General features: G+C 41.7%; 15 protein-coding genes. 6 read left to right on the top strand and 9 right to left on the bottom strand.

The window, feature by feature from the left end; translation table 11 throughout:
* Positions 1 to 144 precede the first annotated feature (144 nt).
* From BFG52_RS02630 to BFG52_RS02615, 4 genes are all read right to left on the bottom strand, one after another.
* Positions 145 to 1,539: an MFS transporter gene (locus BFG52_RS02630; protein ID WP_067552264.1), complete on the bottom strand. Its 1,395-nt coding sequence runs from the start codon at positions 1,537 to 1,539 to the stop codon at positions 145 to 147.
* A gap of 48 nt (positions 1,540 to 1,587) precedes the next feature.
* On the bottom strand, positions 1,588 to 4,074 hold the full coding sequence (locus BFG52_RS17420; protein ID WP_157758063.1) for a LuxR C-terminal-related transcriptional regulator: 2,487 nt from the start codon (positions 4,072 to 4,074) through the stop codon (positions 1,588 to 1,590).
* A gap of 36 nt (positions 4,075 to 4,110) precedes the next feature.
* On the bottom strand, positions 4,111 to 5,310 hold the full coding sequence (locus BFG52_RS02620) for a saccharopine dehydrogenase family protein (protein ID WP_067552258.1): 1,200 nt from the start codon (positions 5,308 to 5,310) through the stop codon (positions 4,111 to 4,113).
* Positions 5,311 to 5,373: 63 nt separating this feature from the next.
* Entirely contained in the window at positions 5,374 to 7,167 is a 1,794-nt protein-coding gene (locus BFG52_RS02615; RefSeq protein ID WP_067552255.1) for a DUF1302 domain-containing protein, read from the bottom strand.
* 369 nt (positions 7,168 to 7,536) lie between these two features.
* Here BFG52_RS02615 and BFG52_RS02610 point away from each other — a divergent pair, with 369 nt between their 5' ends.
* Complete coding sequence (locus BFG52_RS02610) at positions 7,537 to 11,280, top strand: DUF4132 domain-containing protein (RefSeq protein ID WP_067552252.1); 3,744 nt, start codon at positions 7,537 to 7,539, stop codon at positions 11,278 to 11,280.
* A gap of 127 nt (positions 11,281 to 11,407) precedes the next feature.
* Here the strand turns inward: BFG52_RS02610 and BFG52_RS02605 are convergent, their stop codons facing one another.
* The 3 genes from BFG52_RS02605 to BFG52_RS02595 are packed head-to-tail and all read right to left on the bottom strand — an operon-like array spanning position 11,408 to position 15,654.
* Positions 11,408 to 12,016, bottom strand: coding sequence for a hypothetical protein (locus BFG52_RS02605; protein WP_067552249.1), 609 nt, complete (start codon positions 12,014 to 12,016; stop codon positions 11,408 to 11,410).
* Positions 11,997 to 12,908, bottom strand: coding sequence for a hypothetical protein (locus BFG52_RS02600; RefSeq protein WP_067552246.1), 912 nt, complete (start codon positions 12,906 to 12,908; stop codon positions 11,997 to 11,999). The genes BFG52_RS02605 and BFG52_RS02600 overlap by 20 nt, the downstream gene beginning before the upstream one ends.
* Positions 12,898 to 15,654 carry a type VI secretion system Vgr family protein gene (locus BFG52_RS02595; protein WP_067552243.1) on the bottom strand — a complete coding sequence of 919 codons (2,757 nt, stop codon included), beginning with the start codon at positions 15,652 to 15,654 and terminating at the stop codon, positions 12,898 to 12,900. Before BFG52_RS02595 ends, BFG52_RS02600 begins: the two co-directional genes overlap by 11 nt.
* Positions 15,655 to 16,013: 359 nt before the next feature.
* Between BFG52_RS02595 and BFG52_RS02590 the strand changes: the two genes are divergently transcribed.
* Entirely contained in the window at positions 16,014 to 17,243 is a 1,230-nt protein-coding gene (locus BFG52_RS02590) for a beta-ketoacyl-ACP synthase II (RefSeq protein WP_067552239.1), read from the top strand.
* 20 nt (positions 17,244 to 17,263) lie between these two features.
* A complete protein-coding gene (hemJ, locus tag BFG52_RS02585; RefSeq protein WP_067552236.1) occupies positions 17,264 to 17,716 on the top strand; it encodes a protoporphyrinogen oxidase HemJ in 453 nt (150 codons plus the stop codon).
* Positions 17,717 to 17,899: 183 nt separating this feature from the next.
* On the opposite strand, the gene BFG52_RS02580 is transcribed toward hemJ, so the two are convergent.
* Positions 17,900 to 19,012 carry an acyltransferase family protein gene (locus BFG52_RS02580; protein ID WP_067552233.1) on the bottom strand — a complete coding sequence of 371 codons (1,113 nt, stop codon included), beginning with the start codon at positions 19,010 to 19,012 and terminating at the stop codon, positions 17,900 to 17,902.
* Positions 19,013 to 19,212: 200 nt separating this feature from the next.
* On the bottom strand, positions 19,213 to 19,872 hold the full coding sequence (locus tag BFG52_RS02575) for an HAD-IA family hydrolase (RefSeq protein WP_067559034.1): 660 nt from the start codon (positions 19,870 to 19,872) through the stop codon (positions 19,213 to 19,215).
* A 251-nt stretch (positions 19,873 to 20,123) separates the two neighbouring features.
* Between BFG52_RS02575 and BFG52_RS02570 the strand changes: the two genes are divergently transcribed.
* The 3 genes from BFG52_RS02570 to BFG52_RS02560 all read left to right on the top strand — a co-directional run bounded on the left by BFG52_RS02570 (position 20,124) and on the right by BFG52_RS02560 (position 22,722).
* Entirely contained in the window at positions 20,124 to 20,891 is a 768-nt protein-coding gene (locus BFG52_RS02570; RefSeq protein ID WP_067552230.1) for a hydroxymethylpyrimidine/phosphomethylpyrimidine kinase, read from the top strand.
* 122 nt (positions 20,892 to 21,013) lie between these two features.
* Complete coding sequence (locus BFG52_RS02565) at positions 21,014 to 21,985, top strand: GlxA family transcriptional regulator (RefSeq protein WP_067552226.1); 972 nt, start codon at positions 21,014 to 21,016, stop codon at positions 21,983 to 21,985.
* A 116-nt stretch (positions 21,986 to 22,101) separates the two neighbouring features.
* Positions 22,102 to 22,722, top strand: a complete 621-nt coding sequence (locus BFG52_RS02560) for a cysteine hydrolase family protein (protein WP_067552223.1) — start codon at positions 22,102 to 22,104, stop codon at positions 22,720 to 22,722.
* The last annotated feature ends 144 nt before the right edge of the window (positions 22,723 to 22,866 follow it).

Genomic DNA, 22,866 nt, shown 5'->3' with positions numbered 1-22,866 from the left:
TTATAGCCCATGCTTGCGGTAGCGCTTAACCTTAACGCAAGCCCCAAAGGGCTGTCCGATCTCACTCAGCCCTTCAGCCCTCCTAGATCATCGACCATCTCCTTCAATACCATCAGTGGTCTGTATAAGGGGCTGAAATAATGCCTAATTCTTCTCGCCCTTCAATCGATCGATATATTGTGTCTCTATCTCTGTTAGTGTTATTTTATCTTTAAAGTCTTGCATATATCGTTTTGACAACCAAATTGCAGGAAGTGACAAAACACAAATAACAGCAGCAAGGAATGAAACGGAATAGGCCACAGCCAATAAAGCCCCATGACTTTGTTCAAGTAAAGCATTACCAGAACCTTGCCGAAACCCTGCAACTTGTAAAATTAAACCCGCTAATCCCGCACCGAGCGCAAGCCCAATTTTTTCACCCCATATCCAAAGACCAGTAAAAGCACCTTCTGATTCAATCCCCGAAGACTGACGTTGTTTTGCAATAATATCAGGTACAATGGCAAAGCAAAATAATTGTTGCCCAGCATTGGCAATACCAAAAATAAATATGGCAAACCATAGCCCAGCAGCGCCATATATCGCAAGCCACAATGCAGCCGTTGCCAAACCATATAGTACTGTCGCTATCATAAAACTATGATATTTACCTAAACGTCGTGCTAAATAAGTCCAGCACCAAGTTGTTGCAACAGTAAGTAAGGTCAAACCCAAAAATATACTTGGCACAACTGTTGGATCATTACCTAGCCAGTACTTACTATAAAAAGGCAACATCGCTGTGCTTAATGCAACAGACATCATTTGTATGACAAAAGCAATCCATAACCAGCGAAATGCTCGATTCTGAAAAGGTGCCAGTAAAGCAATTTGTTGCCGTTTATGCTTCTGTTGAAGCGGAATTCCACCCGTACCAATAACAGCACTCATCATGCCTGTAAATGCAATCAGTGCAATTAACACCGCCATAATACGATAGGCATGATAGTCCCCGCCATAAGTTGCAACCACCCATGGCGCTAAAGCGCCTGCTAGTAAGAAACCTAATGCTAGAATTGCACTACGCCATGCAGCAATGCGTGTTCGAATATGTGGATCTTCAGTCACTTCTGCCAACAATGTGGCATAAGGAACCGTAAATAATGAATATCCAGTACTGGTCAATGTATAAAACAACACAACCCATAATAAAGTACTTTGCCAATGCGCTAAATTCGGTGCAAAGAACATCATCATAAAAGCCATTAAAAATACCACTGCACCAACAGCCATCAATGGTCGTCTTCTTCCCCAACGGGTATTCAAACGATCCGACCAACGACCAAGTAAAGGGTCAAATATTAATTCCCATATCTTCGGTATCAGTATGCCAATACCGGCAGCACCTGGCGGGATCGCTAAAATCTCCGTCATAAAAAATAAAAGTAAAATCTGCGGGGTCAATATAAAAATGGCTGGTCCTAGACTTCCCATACCATATGCTGGTGCAAACCAGCGGGTTGGCAACGACGATGCCGTCTGCTGATACTGACTCATAAGCTCATCCCTTAAGCGTAAATTGTTATTGATTTGATCTTTGCATTTTTATGCCAATAGTCCTAATGTCTTGGCTCTCGCTACAGCCAATGTGCGTCGATTCACTTGAAATTTTGCATTAATTTTTTTGGCATGGGCTTTTACAGTGTGTAGTGAGATGGATAATATCTCAGCAATTTCTGCATTTGAGTATCCTTTGGCAATCAGCTCTAAAACAACATGTTCTCGCGGACTTAATACACTTTCCATCGGCTCAAGTGATGACTGAGCTCTGCTCGATTGTGTGAAATAACTTGTCACTGTCGCTGTTGTTGTACCAATCGCTGATTGTGCTGATTGCAATGTGGTTAATTGTCCTTGACCTTGCCGCACAGCCATCGCGGTTGCTGAAGCCAACAGACGTTCAGCTTGATGACCATCACCACGTTCATGACGTGCTTTAGCCAAAGCCATCAGTGCTTGACTTACAATAATTTGAAAGCCCGATCCCTGTGCTTTTTCTAATACATGTGTTAATAATCCAATCGCTTGATCTAGTTCACCTTGCGAACAGAGTGCTTGTGCATGCACTAACTGCAATAACTCAAAGAATTCTGGACATGAACTCGGCGGGGTAAGCAAATTAAAATCATGGCACTGACCGTGCATTCGTTCCAAACGCTGTACTGCCGGTTGATACTGATGACTGAGCAGCTCAATGCTCGCACGCCCCAGATGTAAGATTCGTCGATAAATAGACTCAGCTATATTTTGACGATACATAACTTGTTCTATGTCCATCAAACGTTGCTGTGCCTGATGTATTTGCCCAATACGTGCATCTAATTGTGCCAAAAGCACGGCACTATAAAAAAAGATCGGACTCCCTGATAAAACAGACAGCTGATAGCCTTGTTGCAAAGCCTCCCGTGCAGCAGCATCATCACCGATTAACATCAACAACCAACCACGACGAATCTGTTCAGCACCACAGAGCATCACTGAACCACCATGCTGACTAATCAGTATTTTTATACGGTCCAATAACTGTATTGCCTGGTGTAGATTGCCTGCCAATTCTTCAACTTGTGCCTGATCTAGCATTAACTGACAACTTAATAAGATTTCATTTTTACGGCGTGCTAATTCTAAACCTTGGCGTTGTTGATTCAATGCTTGGGCATAATGACCTAAAGCCAGTTCAGCACGAGTCAAACACGAAAAACACAGTACCATCTGCACCCAGTCTTGATTCTGGTCAAAATAAACCAATGCTTGTACAGCCAAATTACAAGCATTTTGCGCCTGACCGCGATGTAAGGCAAATTCTGCATGCAAAGCCAGCGCAGCACCCGTTACATCATACTGTTCTAACACAGCCAAATAACGATCTGCAGCATCTAACTTCCCCCCCATGATCAAAGCCCGTGTTGCCAGCAGCAACGCTTGAGGATGTGCTGTAAAGTCATCAGGAGATAAATACTCTAAGCCAGACAAGATTACAGCAAGGTTATTTTTAACCCATAATTTTTGTACGGCGACTTGTGCTAAGGCTTGTACTGCACGCGTATAGGCTGCGACAGCAACTGCATAAGCAAATGTACTCAAATAACGCTGATTCCGTTCTAACCAGTTCAGCACTGGCCATAATTTTTGTTGCTGCTGCGGATAACGTATCTTGAATAAAGCACGCAATGGTTCATATAAAGTATAACGATCTGTACTACCAGGCTGAATTCGTAGCAAATTTTTCTGAATCGACAAGTCCCGTAATAAGTCCGATTGTCCAGATAAGAAATGACAGATCATATGATCTACAAAAGGCGCATGCGCAATCACTTGCAACAAATGTAGTTCTTTCTGAGGCATTACATGAAGCACTTCATGATCAAGATAATCCAAGACATAAGGACACTGATAGAGCTGAATATGATTATGGGCTTCACGCTGATTTTGTGCATACAAAAACAGCCGTAATACAGCAGCCCAGCCCTGGCTCTGTTCATATAAATGTTGGGCGCAAAGATGCTGTGTTGGTGCAAATTTCACTAAGATCTCGCTAATTTCAGTCTCTGTCAAAGCTAAATCTTGACTATTTAACGAATTGAATTTCCCCTCCAATAAGAGTCGACTAAATGACCATTCTGGACGATCACGACTGGTAAGTAACCATTGAAGTGGACTGCGTTGTATGGTCTGGAATAACCATATGTCACAGGCAGGACTGGACTGATAATGATCCAATACCATTAAACAATCTTGATGTTTGGCATAACATTGCTCTAAGCTCTGCTCATCATCTGAAGATGCACCCAATGCTTGACACAGATAAGTCTGCAGCGCAGTCGCGGTAAGATGGGGAACTGTCGGTAGTGTCAACCATATCACTGGTCGCTCATATTGTTCTGCAAACTGCTTGGCCAATACAGTCTTTCCAAAACCAGCAGGACCATATAACAACCGAATCGCTACATGACGCGTGGGATCCAAGCGCTTCAGCAATGCTTGACGCTGAATCATTCCTGTTAAAATAGTTTGAGAATTAAAGCATTCCATCGCCATCTCCCCTACATAAAATCGCGCCAATCGGCTTTAGCGCATTGCTTCAGACTGAATGGTTAAACCACACCCTGCATTGCCACAGAAACCATCTAAAAGCTGAAAAAAAACATCTGGATCAATGGCTTGCTCTGGTGCTAACACACCAAGACCACGTACAGCATTTCGTCTTAATAAAGGCAAAAACAATGCCAATGGAATCCCTGTCACCGCACTCATTCCGCCTGCAGGCACCTGCTTTAACGTCGCTCCCACCCGAATAGCCTGACCATCTTTTAGTCCTTCGGCATAAGCCATAATACCAAGAGGTGCCTTCTGCATATGGCTCTGTTCATTGCTTTGCTCAAACTGTAAGAGCTTTTCACGTCGCTCATCTCGACCACCTTGTGCCATTAATTGTGCAGCAGCTTGATCAACTGTTATTGCTCCTGTACGAACGTGTTCAGCCAATGCTTGTAAATCGTCAACCAATACATCAACTCCCAACATGCCATTCATACAATTTTGCAAGGTTGGAAAATTTCGAGGAAAGGTTACGGCCTCAGGATGACCGATACTCCATAAATCCATTTCACCATAACCAGGATAGTTAAAACGACGTTGCTCTAACGGCATTCGTTGTGTGATCACACCATCTTGTACTATAGGAATACTTTCTGTTAAACAGTGCACCAAATGTACCGCTGCAGCATCCGCACTGGCAGCCGCCTCACCTGTTTCAAAGAAACCATCATCTTCGTTATGCGCATTGGACAAACGCCATGCAGAATATAACGTATCGACTCGATCTAACTGTTGCACAGCTTTCATCGCCAATAAATTGGCAATACCAGGGCTCGCACCTAAACCAATGATCGCTATAACGCCTTGTTGCACAGCTTTTTCATGTAGATCAAGCATCGCCAAAGTCGGTTGCCAATCATCACAAATATCACAATAATGCTTAGCTTGCTCTATTGCTGCTTGCAATACTGGTAAGCCAAAACGAAAAAAAGGACCTGCACTATTTAACACCACATCGCATGCTTGAATGGCTTGATGCAATGCCTCGTGATCAGTAATATCCAGATAACATGCTGAAAAACGAGTATCATTTAACGATACAACAAAACGCGATGCCCGTTCATAATCTAGTCCTGCTAGTACTACTTGTTCAATAAAATCAAATTTTTGCAATGCTCGTACTGTAGCACGCCCCATACTACCGCCACCACCTATCGCTAATACTTTCATATTCTCTCCTTGACATTGACTTAGAACACTCCGTCAACTTTTATCATTATCCAAATTACACACCTAGAATTTCATACCGACACTAAGCGCAATAAAATCCCGATCCTTCCACGTATTGTAATGACCACCAAAGTAGTTCTTTGCTGTCACTGTCGCATGATATTTTTCGCGATAGTGTGCGCTCAAAGACAACTCGAGTGACTTTGCTTGTTCATTGAAGTTTGGCCCCCAACCAGATACATCATGTGTCCAAACCAACATCGGGCGTAAACGAATGGATTCCTCTGCAAATTTCCCAAACTCTCCAATCAAAGCAGCCCGATATCCCCATGAATCTCTTGTATAAAATCCTTTATTATGACAATACTGTGGGTTTTCAGTATTGAGTAAACTTTCACATAAGCCATCACGTCCTACAGCACCATAACCATAGATCGAGTCTCGCCCAAAACGTATAGCTCCAGCACCCGTTTTTAAGTCACTGATATGATTCCATGCCAGCTCCCCCATCAATAAAAACCAATCCGCTCCCCAAATCCCAGGTAAAAACTGACTCACCGCGAATTGCGCCTGATAAACAGGCAAACGACGATACCCTTGTAGATACGCCCCCTCCTCGACAGTCTCGCCTTGCATCACGGTTGGGCTGACAGCAGTCCCAATATACTGTTCGGCAATACGATCAATGCCCAGCGCGGCATACGTCAGGTCAGTACTATTTACTTGTAAAGGCATATTAGGACGTATACTCAACTCACCAGATAATGTGGTTGCTCCTTCAGCTAACTTCGTCTTAAAGGTCGCAGCATATAACGCTATGTTTTCTGGATAATCCGCCAAATAGCCTGCCAGTGGCGAATTACCCACTAGATTGACATCAAATTCAGGCTGATTGATATCTAATACACTGCTGGCGATCACACTATAAAATGGTGCACGACTATGATAACGCGTTGCAAATAAGCCAAATTCGGTATTTGTTAGCGCAGACTCAGTCCAATGTAAGGCCACACCATATTCACCACCATCTTTTGCAGCACGATCCATTTTGCGTGGAATATAGAGATAATCCGGATCATTGGGTCTAAAATCACTGCCATAGATCAAATTGCCCGTCATACAACCATCTTGGATGACGTCTGTGGTCGAAAAAAAACTGCCACAATTACTCACGGCCATTTTTTCCCAACCATATTGATAGAACAATTCAATATTAGCGTGATGGCTTAAGTCCTGTTTGAGATAAATCATTGGTGCAGGGATCAGTGCTTCTTCTAATATCATGCCAGGTCGACGATAAGCATTACCATCATAGGCATATAGATCATTTAAAGCATGGGTATAATCATCATTGCCCCAAGTGATGACCTGCCGACCAACACGAAGTTCACCATCTTTACCATCTAACTGCCAGCGAGAAAAAGCATAAGCATCTAATAGCTCTATGCCAGATGTGCGTGCATAGTGGTAACGACCAGCATTGCTAATATCATATAAATGCTGATGTCGGTCTTTTTGCTCAATGTCATACCACCATTTCGCACGCATGAAGACACCAAAATTTTCATGCTCCAGACTCAAAGCATGTACGCCTTTTAAGACATTGCTATAAATCTCACCTTGCTCAAAATTAAGTCGATGATCATCTGATGATAAGGTCGAAGCCGTTCCACCATTTCCTATACCGATCATTGATTGATCTGGTTTAGACAATGCCCAACCCACCCCATAACTGATATCATTTTGCAGTTCCCCTTGAACCCAATCATTTTCAAACTCAAATGCCCATAGTGGAGTATTGAGTAAAATTCCGCAGGCAGCCAAGGCTAAACTCAGTTGATTTTTTATTTTCATCATCAGTACTTCCTGTACTTATCGCGCAAATTATCTGCAACCTGTCTATACCCTAGCCAATATAGTGACGACAGCACATTGCCCAAAAGGGTGATTCTATTCCCCCTCCTTGTCATTTTTTGCTTAACTGATGATGAATTATTTACTAATCACATTTATACATGCTAAACCAAGCACTCCTGCCCAATACAAATCCACTATGACTTGACCTAGTCAAGTCATGTGCTGTAAGACAAGTTATGTCGTACTATCGCAATCATGATCTAGTGTTTTTATAAAATCGCATTATTATTTAAGCATATTCATTTTATATAGTCTGTTGATCTTCAATCTACGCCCCCAGCCTACAGCGCATACATTTAAGGACAATTCATGCTCAACCAAGTCTACCAACACCTCAAACACCTCTTCTCTTCAGACAATGCCAGAGCGTGTTCACTGCTGCAAAACGCTTTACTTCCTTTAGCAGAAATCGATCAAAAACTTGCCGAAAAAAGCCTGGCTTTTATTTTAAATGCAGAACACGTTGAAGTTTTATTAGAGTTACAGCAATTGGCTGATGATAAAGCGTGTTTATTACTCGGTAATCCAGGGGTTTATCATTGGTACCATGGCCAAGCAACTCTCAGCAAAGCACAAGAAAAACTCGCCACAAAATCTAAGAATGCACGCAAAGAACTCTATGAAGGCATCTTTGAGCTCCTTTCAACTGCGCAAATTATTCGTTTGGGTAAACTCTTGGAAGCGGCAACGCAGCAACGGACACTGACTCATTTATATCCTGACTTACCCATTTGGTTTCACTATATTGTGATCGATGGCTTGGTCAGCAGTTTGGCACATTTGGGCTTTAGTGAACGCGACCATTCTAAAGCATTGCGCCAGCACTGGAGCCTTGCACAGCTCACGCGACTTTTACAAGCAGATGAAGCTGGGCAGTCCACAAAGTTGATTGCTTTTTTATTCGAACGCCAAAACGTGCCGAGCTACTATAATGACCAACTCGATATACTCTACAAACTCTCTGATAGCGTTGCGTATTTAGAGCAGCATCTGACTGAGCTACAACACAATATTCCCAAGCTTTCAGCAGATGCCCAGCTAAAATTCTTAGACTTTATAAAAAAACAAAAAGATCTACGCAGCAAACTGCCAGAGCTGTTGGTGATTTTATCTATAAGCCCTGCAAAAAAAGTGCGTGATTCCGCCAATAGCACTTTGGCCGATTTAAGCAAAGAAGACAGTATGCACTTTTTAAGTCATTATCTACAGCATGGCAGCAGCAAACAACGTGGTTATGCCGCAGAAATTCTGGCGCGACTCCATGCCGACAGTACACCTGTACTCGAACAAGCATTACAACAAGAGACACAAAAATCAGTACAACTGCTTATTCAAACCGCCATACAACGCTTAAGTGCCGTCTCTACAGCAGATGCTGTGACTCATCTGGAAACACCGCCCGTACCCACTCTGCCTGATGTTAAAATTCCAGCAGAATTTACCCAAGTGGTGTTGGACAATTATCAACAAATTTTAGAAAAAGCACGTATTGCTGCTGCCAATGAAATTGAAGAAAATAAAAACCGTGATTATAAATATCAATGGGCCAATAACCAGTTAAAACGCTTACAGAAAGTTAAAACTGAAAGCTTAGAACGCGTGGTGGCCTATTTAAATGGCGAAACCGCATTAAAGCGTTTTGAAAACTCTGAACAAATTATTAATTATAAAAATGCGCTAAAACACGTTTCAGGTTTTAATATTGTCCATGCACTACGTGTATCTGCGCTCGATGGTCGCCATTATATTAATTGGTCAAGTATCTTTGAAATGCTGAAGCCAGAACAATATGCGGACTTAGAATTGCGTCAACTGCTATGGGCCTTAGAACAAGCTGGATTTAACAATCCTAAACGCATGATTGCCAAAGAAATGCTCATCGATCATTGGCATGATCTCAATGCTTACCTCCCCAAAGCAGAACAAATCTGGCCATTCTTTGCAGAAAACATCGAATATCTCGGTGAAGCCTTAGGACTAACGCCGTCTCAAGAAGAAAATAAATACCAATCTTTTGATATTGGTCGTGCCATTGTAATATTAAATAGCTTCCCAGAAATTCCTCAGCAGTTTATTCCACGTTTACTTGAATTTGCTTTAGGGGAAAATAAACGTCTGCGTTTTGATGCACAACAAGCCCTGCATCGACTGCCCAATATTCATTTACGTGCCATTGATGCACTGTCTTCGGGTAAACAGGAAATTCGGATTACCGCCATTGAGTGGCTGGCGCGTTTACAACATCCAGATGCCGTTCCTGCGCTAAATGCACTGTTAGCCAAAGAGAAAAAAGAAGTGGTGCGTGCCGCGATTTTGACTGCATTAGAAAAACTAGGTCAAGATATACAGGCCTATTTACAGCCCGAGGTATTATTAAAAGAAGCACAGCAAGGCTTAAAAGCTAAACTCTCAGCAAGTTTCGCTTGGTTCGACTTTAGCCAACTTCCACGACTAACTTGGCAAAATGCTCAGCCGGTAGATCCTGATATCATCCGCTGGTGGCTGGTCCTTGCAGAAAAGCTAAAAGACCCCAAAGCCAATGAACTCTTACAACGCTATATGGGTTTATTAAGCGAAAAAAGCCAACAACAACTGTCTGCCCAACTACTACAAAGCTTTATTTATCAAGATACGCGTGGACCAACCGCAGAAGAAGCCACCGCGTTGGCACAAAAGGAAGCGCCATCACGTCTTGCCAACTACCAAGATTGGGCGAAACGCTATCCTGACTATTATGGTAAATATGCTAGCTATACTTTAGAGCAAGTCATTGATGAAATTAAACGTGCTCATATGGCAACCTATCTCGGTTCTGCCATCAAAAGCAAAGGGATGTTGGCTCTAACACACCATGCCCAAGGCAGTTTTGCGGTCAAACAACTGCAAGACTATATGAAGCAACATTACCAACGTCGTGCACAAATTGAAGCCATGCTCAATGCACTCTCGCTCAGTAATGATCCTTTGATTATTCAGCTATTATTAGGTTTATCTCGCCGTTATCGCACAGCATCCGTGCAAACGCTGGCAAATCAGTTGGTCAGCGATATTGCGGCACGTAATGATTGGAGTAGCGATGAATTGGCTGATCGCACCATTCCTACAGCGGGCCTAGATGAAAATGGTATTTTACAAATAGATTATGGTTCACGCCAATTTACAGCCATCGTCGACGACAAAGATAAATTTGTGCTAAAAAATGAAGAAGGCAAAATCATCAAAGCGCTCCCTGCGGCTCGCCAACATGATGATAATAGCCTGATCAAAGAGGCTAAAGCGCTACTCAGCAATAGTAAAAAAGAATTAAAACAGGTACTTGAACTACAGACGCAACGCTTGAATGAAGCGATGTGTAGTCAACGACAATGGCCTGTCGCAGAATGGCAAGAATACATCTATGCTCACCCGATCATGCAACGTCTTATCCAGCGTTTGGTATGGCAAGAACAACGTCCAGATGGTGTCATTCAATACTTCCGCCCCAGTGATGATGGCTGTTTACTCAATCTAGATGATGATGAAGTTGAACTATCAGCAGACAGCACGATCCAAATTTCACACGCAGTTTATGTTGGAGAGGAACTCGCACAACAATGGTTAGCGCACTTTAAAGACTATAAAGTGAAATTTTTATTTGAACAAATGAGCCACGCTTTACCAAGCACACTCGACCTAAAAGCTGAGCAGTTTGATGATCGTAAAGGCTGGTTAACAGATACCTATACCTTAAGAGGTGTACTCAATAAACTTGGTTATCAACGTGCTGCCATTGAAGATGCAGGCTCATTTGACCGCTATACCAAAAGCTATAAGCAACTCGGCATCGATGTACATATCAGCTTTAGTGGTAGTTATGTGCCGGAAGAAAATATTCCAGCGGTACTGTACGAACTCAGTTTTGAACGTAAAGCCAAGCATTATTGGAACAATACAGTACTAACATTGAACGAAGTCCCTGAGATTTTACTGGCAGAAAGCTATGCTGATTATCATAGCGTCGCTGCTGCCTGCGCAGGTTATGATCCTGAGTGGGAGAAGAAAACACCTTGGTAAACCGCAAAAGTTGGGTGATGCTTATACTTCGTCCAACACATTAATCGCAGCAGTCAAACAGCAAACGATCGATATAGATGTTCTGGCTGCTTCGCGATTAGTACTTAAACAAAGAAACTTCATTAAACTAACGATCAAATATAACGGCTAACTGAATAAAATGAAGATCTTTATCTATTTCTTTTTGTTTACTACTAAAAAAATAAGTCGCTTTACGACCTTCTTCATATACTAAAAAACTATGCTCAAAAAGTTCTTGCCCTTTATAATATGGATAATTCAACTCTCCATCTGTTCCTAGTGATTTTACACCCTCATATTTAAATTGATGATCCAACAACCACTTAAATGGGATCACCAGATCAGACTTAAATGCTGCCATACTAGTTGGCGATACAATAAATACTAATTGCCTATTTTTATCATTTACACCAGATACACGAATTGCAGCAGGATAATTACTGACTACATTTGAAGGTAAAGAATACTTACCTGAATCTGTGACCGTACCATCTTTTAATACATGTAGACTTAATGGTCCTCGAAAGAATTTACTACTATTCCATCTCTCACTAAAGCCAACTCGTTTTATTTCCAGAATCAGTTGGTAAATATTTTCTTCAATCATTTTAGACTCCTGATATTTTATAGCATGCGTATTTGCTAAGGTCGTATTTAAACTCAATAGCAATACTAATAGCGTATTGATAAAAATCTTATCGATATTTATGTTCATTTAACGGATCCTCATCACCTGCTAACAAATACCAATTTAAATCTCTACTTTTTGTATTAAATTGTGGTTCCATCTCCAATCCCTCATTTTGAAGTTGACGCGCTACATCGAATGTTCTTAACTTATAAAGATATTGTTTTGTCTTGATGCCATTTTTATCAACTTCATTATAAGCGGCTAGAAGCTTTTCGGCTCTACCTACATTAGGATACTCTGGAAAAGTATAGTGGTTTAGATTTGCTGCTGCTACTTTTTCATGCCAAGCATAAGGATTGACAGCTTTTTTTGATAGACCTTTGACTTTTACATAGCCCATACCCGCTGGAATTTGCGGAGCTAAATGCTTTCTTAAAATCTCTTCTGCCTCTTTGGCACAGGTTTCATTCGTTAAGGCACGATATTTTTTATCCATCGATTGATGCCTTTCCCACTCCTCAGTTTCTTCGTTATAGATGTAGTTATTTGTTTGCATATAGATTGCATCTACATCCGCTTTAATCTTATCGGCAGTCTCTTTATCGATATCCACTGTAAATAACTGTGCAACCTCTCCTATATCATATTGACAGGTTGCGGAGGTACCAATTATTGACCCTCCTCCTGTTTTTCGTTCACCACGCGCTTGCGCCTCACTTTTATCAATCGACGGTCCATAACTAAAAAAACAATATACAGCTTCATTTTTGACTATATAAAAAAAAGCATGCCCCCAATCCCATACACCATTACCATCCATAAACTGATGTTTTTCTATTTTTCTTGATAAGGTAGTTTTAGCATTTCTATACGCTTGCGGCACATTCACTTCAAATCCGACAACCAAATAATATTGATCAATTTTAATGACTGATGTTGGTTTGTTTTCTTCTGTACTATACGTCTCATTTGGCATTTATTTTACCTACGGATAATTCTACTGTTACTTGCTCTGGCTTCGATGTCATAATGCGCTGGGTTAATCCATCTTTATCAGAGATACCCTCATATTTCACACCACTTGCTAACGTAATGACATATGGTTTATAGGCCAGAATATTTTCATTGTTATCTTTTAATACAAATTGATGCGAATAATTTGAGACTAAAGGTAAATATGGTAATGCTACACTCACTTTCTCAGCTTGCTTAAACAAATGCTGTCCCGCTTTAACTTCAAACTTTTTATCGGTGGTAATAAATATACCAGTCTTGTTAATTTCTATTCTTGAACCTTCAACCGTAAATACTATTTTTTTGCTGGCACTCATTTCTATCGCGTCTTCAGTTGAAATCATCTGCACCTTGCTACGGGCAATAATATCTGCACCATCACCTTGTGCTTGTATCTCAATATTGCCTTGACCAGCATACAATCTTGCACCTTCTGTCGCGGCAAATAGACTAATTTTAGACTGAGCATGTGCAAGCAAAGCATTTTGAGTACTGATATTAATGCTGTCTCCGGCACTGTGGCTCATTTGACCATCTGCTGATACATGAACATCTTGGCTAGAGCTTACAGCAATACTTTGCGGTGCCGTGAATAACATAATCGCCTGTTTAAATGCTGCAGCTTTACTCTGATCTTGTTGCTCTAAATTTTCGATATAGCCTTTTAGGTTGTCTAAGACTTCTAATGGATCTGTTTGTTGATTCTTGGCTGCTTCACTCAATGCTTTCGCACGATTTAAGCTCGATTCCAACTGCTGCTTAGCCTGCGCTGCCTCTAGAAGCACACCCGCCGCTTCACCTTGCTGATGGGTACTTACAAGCAACCCCTGCCCAGCCCGCACTGCGCCCCATTGGTCAGTACGTAATTCAAATCCTTCACCACGGCCTTCACTTTCTTCGGCAGATTTGGGATGGCTTAAATTTCCCAAATTTAGCTGACTGGCACCATGACTACTTTGGAGTTGGGAGCTGATCTGACCAGTGCTGTCATCAAAGCGAAGCTGACCATAACCACTGCCACCCACCTCATTGGAACGTACGCCACTCAAGCGGCGGGTATCAGGCAGTTGTCCTTTCATATCAAACTGCGTCGGACTACGCTGTGCCTCATGGATACGCCCAATAACAAAAGGTCGATCGACATTGCCATCAAAAAAGTCGATCACCACAATTTCACCGATCCGCGGCAAGAAGCGTACACCATAGCCTTCGCCAGCCCACGGCGTTAACACATCAACCCACGCAGAGTCTGTGTCATTGTCATTGCTGCCAGCACCGCCATCATGATGATGGTCCTCGGCACGCGTAAATAGGAAACGAACTTTTATTCGCCCCCACTCATCGACATAAATACTTTCACCCGCGGGTCCCACCACACGGGCACGCTGCGGATGTGCGGCTGGGCGATGTTGCAAAGGATTGTATTCCGGCACTACTGTAATATTACGTCGTTGTAAGGTCAGAATATTCGCTTGTCGTTCATCGGTTTGATCTTCAACCAACCACTGACTTCTCGACAATAGACTTTGCACTTGTTGATTGAGTTCTTTAGGGAGGTTATTTTGGTTATAAAAGGTCTTGGCAATAATTAAGAACGCTTGATCAGCACTATCATGTCGATCAATTTCAGGATGTTCTTGGAAAGTAAACCAATAACCCACTTGCGCATCACGGACAGTCGACTGCGCAGTAAACTGCTTGGCCTGAGCATTATGATAGGCGCTTAAGGTTTTATTATAAGTTTCGATCTGCTGATTACCCGAAGCAGTTGCACCATCTTCGCCATTGATATCTTGCATCCACGCAGGACTAAAATGCCAAGCATCTTCTAAAGCCAAACTGCTATTATCATAGAGCTGTGAATGTTTCTGTGTACTGAGTACTGAACCCGCACCTTCATCCACATCCAGTGCATCGGCTTGCCATCGGTTAATATAAACCGCGGTCGGTTGTATTTGCCGTTCTGCAACAAAACGCGTGATGCTGTCCCATTGCTCCGTCGCATCACTACGATGAAACCGAATACAACGTCTATTTAAAGCTTGATATGGCTCATTATGATCAATCAAACGAAGTTTTTGTGCTTGAATGTGTTCTGCTGGCGTGGCAACTTCTAACTGCGCTTCATCAATCAACCAACTTATGCCTTCTTGGCGCATTAACCGTGTTAGAAACTCATGATCTGTTTCAGATAACTGCATAAAGAATGGTCTTATATCATACTCTTTACTTAGACCCGTTAAATCCAAAGTCAGTGCCTTACTAAATAATGCACTTTTTTGTTGCCATTCTTTAAACATGATTTGTACGACATCAACAACGCTTTTATTCATAAACACACGGCTATTGCGCCGTTTATGCCATAAGGCACTCGCATCTTGTAAGCTAAGTTTATAAATGGTCAATGCGCCATCACTTTGTCCTTGACTGGCGGCGGTAATAATCCCTGTACTACGAAATAATGTACCGCTGTCTGTCACTTGATCAACGGCAACCTGACAACCAATAAACTCTTTCAGGGCAATAGCGGCATCTAAGGACAAACAAATTAATTCTGCTGATAAACCCTGATTCAGCCGATGCTGTCCATCAATGCGTTGCAAAAAAATACTGCGATTTAGCGCAGGATTGGAAAACTGAATATGAACAGCGCGTTTTTTTGCGCTTAATCCTAAGTTTTCTAATATATTTTGAATAGTATTGATCATGATTTATTTAATATTAATTGAGCTTAATTTTTTATCATTCTGCCTAAAAGACCACTCTCTTCAATAAACTTATTGTAATTTCCTACAATAGATTCAACGAAAAAATTTTAATTTTTAAATACGATCTCATTTCAATCGATATAATATAAAAAGCATAATAATTAACGCATCATCTAGCTCCATGACTTAGCGTTAATTTTATTCTACAATGCAAATAATCTGCAAAATAGCAGTGGCAATACAGACATTCTCTCTTCTTCCGGCGCGCTACAATATCTATATCTTTCGCCATTGCGAGCCGAACAGAAAAACGTTTAAATAAATTCCATTCTTTCATTATTTAATTCAAAGGACTTTGCATGAATCGTCGTGTTGTTATTACAGGTATGGGTATCAACTCGTGTATAGGAAATTCACTCGAAGACGTCACTCACTCATTACAGAATGGTCTCTCAGGTACACGTCACAACCCGACTTATGCTGAGCTTAATTTTAAAAGTCATGTCAGTGCTCCGGCAGAACAACAATTTGATAATATTGACCGTAAGCTAAAACGTTTTATGGGCGTTTGTGCCATGTACGCCTACAATGCCGCAGTGGATGCCATTGCACACGCGGGTTTAAGCGTAGAAGATTTAGCCAATAACCCACGTTATGGGATCGCAGGTGGTTCGGGTGGAAACTCTACGGCATCTGTGGCTGAAATGGTCAAACTGCTCGAAGAAAAAGGTGCACGTAAAATCGGTCCATTCTTTGTACCGCGTAATATGTCAAATACCATTACCGCCAACCTTGGGGTAGCTTTTAAATTACAAGGTGTTGCGCATTCGATTACCAGTGCATGTGCCACCTCTGCCGACGCCATTGGCTATGCTTACAATCTCATTCAATTGGGTAAACAAGACCTGATGTTGGCTGGTGGAGGTGAAGAAGATCACTGGTCACAAAGCTTATTATTTGATGCTATGGGCGCACTGAGTTCCAAATACAATGACACGCCAGAGCAAGCTTCACGCCCATATTCTAAAGACCGTGACGGTTTTGTCATTGCAGGTGGCGGTGGTTTTGTGGTGCTTGAATCCTTAGAACATGCACAAGCACGTGGTGCCAATATCCTCGCTGAAGTTGTGGGCTATGCCGCCAATAGCGATGGCGCAGATATGGTGGCTCCGAGTGGTGAAGGTGCAACACGCTGTATTTTGATGGCTTTAGAAGAAGCCAAACAACACGGCGTCGATAAAATCGACTACGTTAATACCCATGGGACCTCAACCCCAGCGGGCGACGTCACCGAATTAAAAGCCATGGGGCGTGCTTTTGGTGAAGGTCAAGTTCCGGCACTCAGTTCAACCAAGTCCATGACCGGTCACAGCCTTGGTGCTGCGGGCGTCCAAGAAGCCATTTATAGTATTTTAATGATGCAAAATGACTTTATCGCACCCAATATTAATGTCACAGAATTGGATGAAGGTACCCAAGGCTATGATATCGTACTTGAAAAACGTGACGTAAAACTGAATACTGTGATGAGTAACAGTTTTGGTTTTGGTGGGGTTAATGCCTGCCTAGTTTTCAAGAAATGGGGCTAAGCCTCTAAGTAGGATTTTTCATGGATGCACCTTCAGATGCTTTTTTATGGGTAAAAGCATTACATATTATTGCTGTGGTCTGTTGGTTTGCGGCATTGTTTTATTTACCGCGTTTATATGTTTATCATGCCATGAGCGACGATGCCGTTAGTCATCAACGCTTTGAGGTCATGGAACGTAAACTCTACCGTGGCATAATGTGGCCATCCATGATAGCCACCCTGATTACGGCGCATTATTTGGTGGCTTGGGGTGATCCACTCTACCATTACCATGAGGCGCCGTGGTTTTATATTAAAGTTGCTCTTGTTGGTTTATTGGTGCTTTACCACTTTGTCTGTGGTTATTATCGTAAAAAACTCATCAATAATGCCCACTATAAATCGCATAAGTTTTGGCGCTTCTTTAATGAAATGCCGACGCTAATTTTATTAGCAGTGGTGATTTTGGTGGTCGTCAAACCCAATTTCTAAGCAAGCACCATACGCAACGAAAAAGCCAGTGTATTTTGCACTGGCTTTTTTATATAAAGATGTTTTATCTGGAGATGTTTCTATCAAGTCTATCTCAAGATACGACTGCTTTTTACCTGACTTCGATGCTGAAATCTTAGCCGCAGGCGTTGCGATTGCTTATGTTCAATCTTTTGTTGATGTTTAATCTTTGCTCAGCCAGCGTTGTCGGATCTGACCATTCAAAGGTCGTGCATAATACCGCTCAATCACAGCACTCAATAGGAAAGTCGCAATAAAATAAAGCAATAACAACCATAGTTTTTCCTGTGGCAATGTTGTTTTTGGCACATAAAAGACTTTGAAGATGCCCAAAATGAGCAAATGAAATAAATACATTTCATAACTACGTTGACCAATCCATACCAAAATACGCTGCACCAGATGCGGCTGTTGTGGATTTTTTGCCAATGATGCTGCATAAACCATGACCGCAGCCGCTAAAGCAAATAACGTCATACTCCAAGTACTCACCGCTTTAATCGGTGCATAAAAATACACGCCGAGCATGATCATCACGGCTAAGCCTTGTAGATAAAACGGCAGCTGCGTGCTGCGAGGTCTCGCCTGTGCCCACAGCGCAGTTAAACAACCGATAGCAATGGCATCGAAGCTAGCAAAATAATGATAGAGATAAGCGCCATTTTCATCACCAAAATGCAGCGCACGAAAATAAGGTGCATAACAAATCACCGCCAAGAGTACTAGGGCTAAGGCTTTGACACGCGGCAGCAAAACACAAAGTATAGGAAAAATCAGATAAAAAACTTCTTCAACCGATAATGACCACAGTACCCCAAACGCATAGTTGACCCAGCCAAACTGGATAATCAACAGATTCATCCAGAAACTCAGTGCTGCAAAAACTGTCAGCCCATAAGAGACCGCTATATCATTTGGCGCTTGATTCATAAACGGTTTGAGTTCTAGGGCAGCTAAGCCACTGACCATCAGCACCAAAAGCAATAGACACGGTACGATCCTTGCGATGCGCCGAATATAGAAATTTTTAACTTGAATATTGGCCAATTGACCCTGACTACGCTGAAGACTGTGCTGGGTAATTAAAAAACCAGAAATCACAAAAAATAGTGTGACACCATAATTCCCATTACGTGCCAAGAGCGTACTCAGACTTTCCCCAAAAAGCTCTACCCCTAAAAAGGTATCGTGCAATTTATAGGGAATATTAAAGTGATGGAGCAATACCAATAGAATGGCGATGGCTCGAAGGATGTCAATGCGATAACTGCGCACGTTTTTATTCCATGTTCATTCTTTTCGTCTGGAGCTTATACAGACAAATCAAAGAGATCATGGATTCCATGCGAAAAATCACTCGAGGGTGTAAGTAAATATGTCAATATGGCTATTGTTGAGCTACCCCATCTAAGAAGATGAGGCAATTTTACCCGTTTGATTGATTTTTAAATCTGGCATTTGACCTATAGCGAAACTCATGCAGTTAAGCCTGCCATGACATCACATAATTCGGCAAAACGATCAATGCGATAACGTGGCGCAGCTTGAGTCAACTCTGCCTCACTGCCAAAACCATAATTGACCGCAATAGTATCAATCCCATGGGCGCGTGCAGCAAAAATATCGTGCTCACGATCACCGACCATAAGGCATTCTGCTGGGTTTAATTGTTCTTGTTGTAAAATATAGTCGATTAACTCGGCTTTATGACTTCGCAGCCCAGAGAGCTCACTGCCATAAGCTTGCGTGAAATATTGCAGTAAATGAAAATGATCTAAAATCTGTTTTGCATAAATGATCGGCTTTGCTGTTGCTAAAAACAGCTGATAACCCGATTGCTGCAATTGTGCCAGAGTCACTGCGACATCGGCATAGACTTCATTCTCATATAAACCAATACTGGCAAAACGTTCGCGATAGCCCAGCAAAGCCTGCTCGGCTAAGTCATCCTGCTCAGCGACACCTAAAATCTTGGCCAAAGAAGCTTTTAAAGGCGGACCGATAATCCAATCTAAATCTTCTTGGTCATCAACCACATGCCCTACTTTCGCCAAACCATAACGTGCAGAACCAGTAATTCCCGTTTGGGGATTCGTTAAAGTTCCATCTAAATCTATCAGAATATTCTTAATCACACATGACCCAATCACAGCAAATAGCTGATTTAAAATACGTTATGCCCAATACTCAGCTGCAATGCAGCATGTCGATCACACGGCTTGCCGTCTAATCTTTCTGTTATCTGCGCTAGCATCTGCCACTTAGAACAACAAAATCATCACACCGCATAGGCTGACTCTTGTGCATAAGCCTAGATGAATGCACGCAGTTTCGCTACACTGCATCATAGTTTAACTTTCTCATTGAGTCATATAAGGATATCACGGTGCGTGCTACAGTACTTTGTTTTTCTGGTTTAGACCCTTCTGGTGGTGCAGGCATACAGGCTGATATAGAAGCCATTGGGCAAAGTGGCGCACATGCTGCGATTGCTTGCACGGCATTAACGATTCAGAATTCGCAACAAGTGTTTGGTTTTGAAGCAACATCCAAGGAACTCTTATTGGCGCAGGCCAATGCAGTGGTCGCAGACCTCCCGATCCGTTGTGTCAAATCAGGCATGTTAGGCACCACCGATAATATTGCCGCGCTTGCACATTTCTTGCATGAACATCCAGATTATCAATTTGTTTTAGACCCTGTGCTGGTCGCCAACAGTGGTGGCAGCCTCGGCAATATGGCAACCTTGGTCACTGCTTTTCAAGCATTGATTCCATTAGCCACCATCATCACCCCCAACACGGTTGAGCTGCGAGCCTTAGCGGGTGAACAAGATCTACAGCTTGCCACACAACGCTTATTTGACTTAGGCGCCAAAACAATTCTGGTCAAAGGTGGGCATGAAGATACCCCTAACTACATTTTAAATCAGCTTTATGTTGCTGGTGAATTGGTCAGCGAAAGTCGTTGCCCGCGCTTGGCAGGTGAATATCACGGCTCAGGCTGTTCATTGGCTAGCTTTATTGCTGGTCGATTAGCCCAAGATGATACTTTGGAAGCTGCAGTGCATCATGCAGAGACATGGCTCTTTCAGGTGTTACAGAATGCCGAAACACCCGTTAAAAATGGTCAAAAAATTCCCAAACGGTTTTGATGTATTGTTATAAATTATAAAAATAAATCGGTAATAGCTTTGAACAACATTGTTAAGTATCAATATTCACTGCTATTACCGATTTAACAATCAAAATTATATTTAAAAATAGAAATAAAACCATGAATCATCAAATTGTAGTTGTTGCTTTTGAAGACATCAGTCCATTTCACTTATCTATACCTAGCATTATTTTTATGCACCCCATCCTACAATCTCAACCCAAACATTATGAACTTAAAATCTGTAGTCAATATAAAGGGCTTATTGAAACAAATGCAGGCTTCGCAATTCATATAGATCATGATTATCAAATTTTAGCTCATGCAGATACCATTATTATTCCAGCGTGGTCAAATCAGAATATTCACCCCTCTCCTGCATTAATTGACCAATTACAACAAGCAAAACAAAAAGGAAATCGAATCATAGGCTTATGCCTAGGCACATTGGTTCTAGCCAAAGCTGGTTTATTAGAACACTGTAAAGCCACTACACATTGGGCTTATTTAGATCAATTACAACGAGATTTCCCCAATATCTTATTGCAAACAGATTGTTTATATATTCAAGAACAAAATATTATTACTTCCGCGGGTACCGCCGCCGCCATGGATTGTTGTCTTCATATTGTAGCTCTTGATCATGGGTTAGAGATCGCCAATCAGATTGCACAGCATTTGGTTATTGGCCCTCATCGCATGGGAATGCAAAGTCAAAAAGTGCCTAAACCGTTAAGTAAACAAAAAAATATCGATCAAATCTCGCGTACTATGCAATGGATGTTGTCTAACTTGAACCAGCCACAGTCACTTGAACAACTTGCCAATTACGCACACATGAGTATTAGAAGTTTTACCCGTAATTTTCAAAAACGAACAGGCTGTACAGTTCATCAATGGTTATTACAACAACGCATCCAACATGCTCGCTATTTACTGGAAACACAAAAACATTGGCCTATTGATTATATTGCTGAACAATCGGGTTTTAGCTCAACCATCAACTTTAGACAGCAATTTAGTCGTTACATGGGATTAGCCCCGAGCTTATACCGCAAGCAATTCCACCCCGAATCCTCAACACAGGAATAATCATTCTAATGGCAATAAATTGACCAGATTACATCGTAATCTCGCCCTATTAGCACTCTTGGTCATACCATAATCTATTTAAGCTAATAGACTCACTCAGCCAATAAGTAAAAATCATGTTATATCCTACTATTAGAGCATTATCAGCTGCACCATCTACCAAACAACTTACCCCCCAAAAAACGGCATTACTGGTCATCGACTTTCAAAATGAATATTTTTCTGGTCAACTACCCATACCAGATGGTGCTGTTGCATTAAGCAAGAGTAAGCAAATCATAGCCTTTGCAGACCAACATCAGATCCCCGTCATTCATATCCAGCATCTCAATAAACCGGATAGTTTAATATTTGCTGAAAACCATCATAACTCAGAATTTCACCCTCAAATTCAACCTCATCCCCAGCATCATGTGATTCAAAAAAACATGGTCAGTGTTTTTGCAGGCTCAAATATTAATGCTATTTTAAAAAAATATGCGATCGAACAACTGATCATTACAGGCTTAATGACACACATGTGTGTAACAGCTGCAGCACGTGATGCTGTAGTTTATGGCTATAAAGTGATTGTTGTTGAAGATGCTTGTGCAACACGTCATCTTCCAGATAGTCAGCAAAAAATTATTACACATCATGAACTACACCGTTCAGCGATTGCTGCATTACAAGATGCTTTTGCTGAAATTATGTCTTGCCAACAGCTTATTGACTTACCCATCCAATCTTCAATTTAATTTACGCACATGATCATTAAGCAATAATAAAAAACCTAGGATAAACCCTAGGTTTTTTTAACTTATATGGTCATTTTGCTGCGTTTGTGACGATTGATTTGATACACGCGAAGCGATTTAGCCTAGCTTAAAACTTAGTTCGCC

Origin of the sequence: Acinetobacter larvae (assembly GCF_001704115.1) — a bacterium.
In the GTDB taxonomy this organism is placed as follows: Bacteria; Pseudomonadota; Gammaproteobacteria; order Pseudomonadales; family Moraxellaceae; genus Acinetobacter; species Acinetobacter larvae.
The sequence above is the reverse complement of the archived record's forward strand: the minus strand, read 5'-3'. Positions and strand labels throughout refer to the sequence as shown.

Bases quoted from the DNA above. Each gene is read 5' to 3' on its own strand.
- BFG52_RS02630 (WP_067552264.1), bottom strand. From the start codon at position 1,539: ATGAGTCAGTATCAGCAGACGGCATCGTCGTTGCCAACCCGCTGGTTT.
- BFG52_RS02565 (WP_067552226.1), top strand. From the start codon at position 21,014: ATGAATCATCAAATTGTAGTTGTTGCTTTTGAAGACATCAGTCCATTT.
- BFG52_RS02610 (WP_067552252.1), top strand. From the start codon at position 7,537: ATGCTCAACCAAGTCTACCAACACCTCAAACACCTCTTCTCTTCAGAC.
- BFG52_RS02600 (WP_067552246.1), bottom strand. From the start codon at position 12,908: ATGCCAAATGAGACGTATAGTACAGAAGAAAACAAACCAACATCAGTC.
- BFG52_RS02560 (WP_067552223.1), top strand. From the start codon at position 22,102: ATGTTATATCCTACTATTAGAGCATTATCAGCTGCACCATCTACCAAA.
- BFG52_RS02615 (WP_067552255.1), bottom strand. From the start codon at position 7,167: ATGATGAAAATAAAAAATCAACTGAGTTTAGCCTTGGCTGCCTGCGGA.
- BFG52_RS02620 (WP_067552258.1), bottom strand. From the start codon at position 5,310: ATGAAAGTATTAGCGATAGGTGGTGGCGGTAGTATGGGGCGTGCTACA.
- BFG52_RS17420 (WP_157758063.1), bottom strand. From the start codon at position 4,074: ATGGAATGCTTTAATTCTCAAACTATTTTAACAGGAATGATTCAGCGT.
- BFG52_RS02595 (WP_067552243.1), bottom strand. From the start codon at position 15,654: ATGATCAATACTATTCAAAATATATTAGAAAACTTAGGATTAAGCGCA.
- BFG52_RS02590 (WP_067552239.1), top strand. From the start codon at position 16,014: ATGAATCGTCGTGTTGTTATTACAGGTATGGGTATCAACTCGTGTATA.
- BFG52_RS02605 (WP_067552249.1), bottom strand. From the start codon at position 12,016: ATGAACATAAATATCGATAAGATTTTTATCAATACGCTATTAGTATTG.
- hemJ (WP_067552236.1), top strand. From the start codon at position 17,264: ATGGATGCACCTTCAGATGCTTTTTTATGGGTAAAAGCATTACATATT.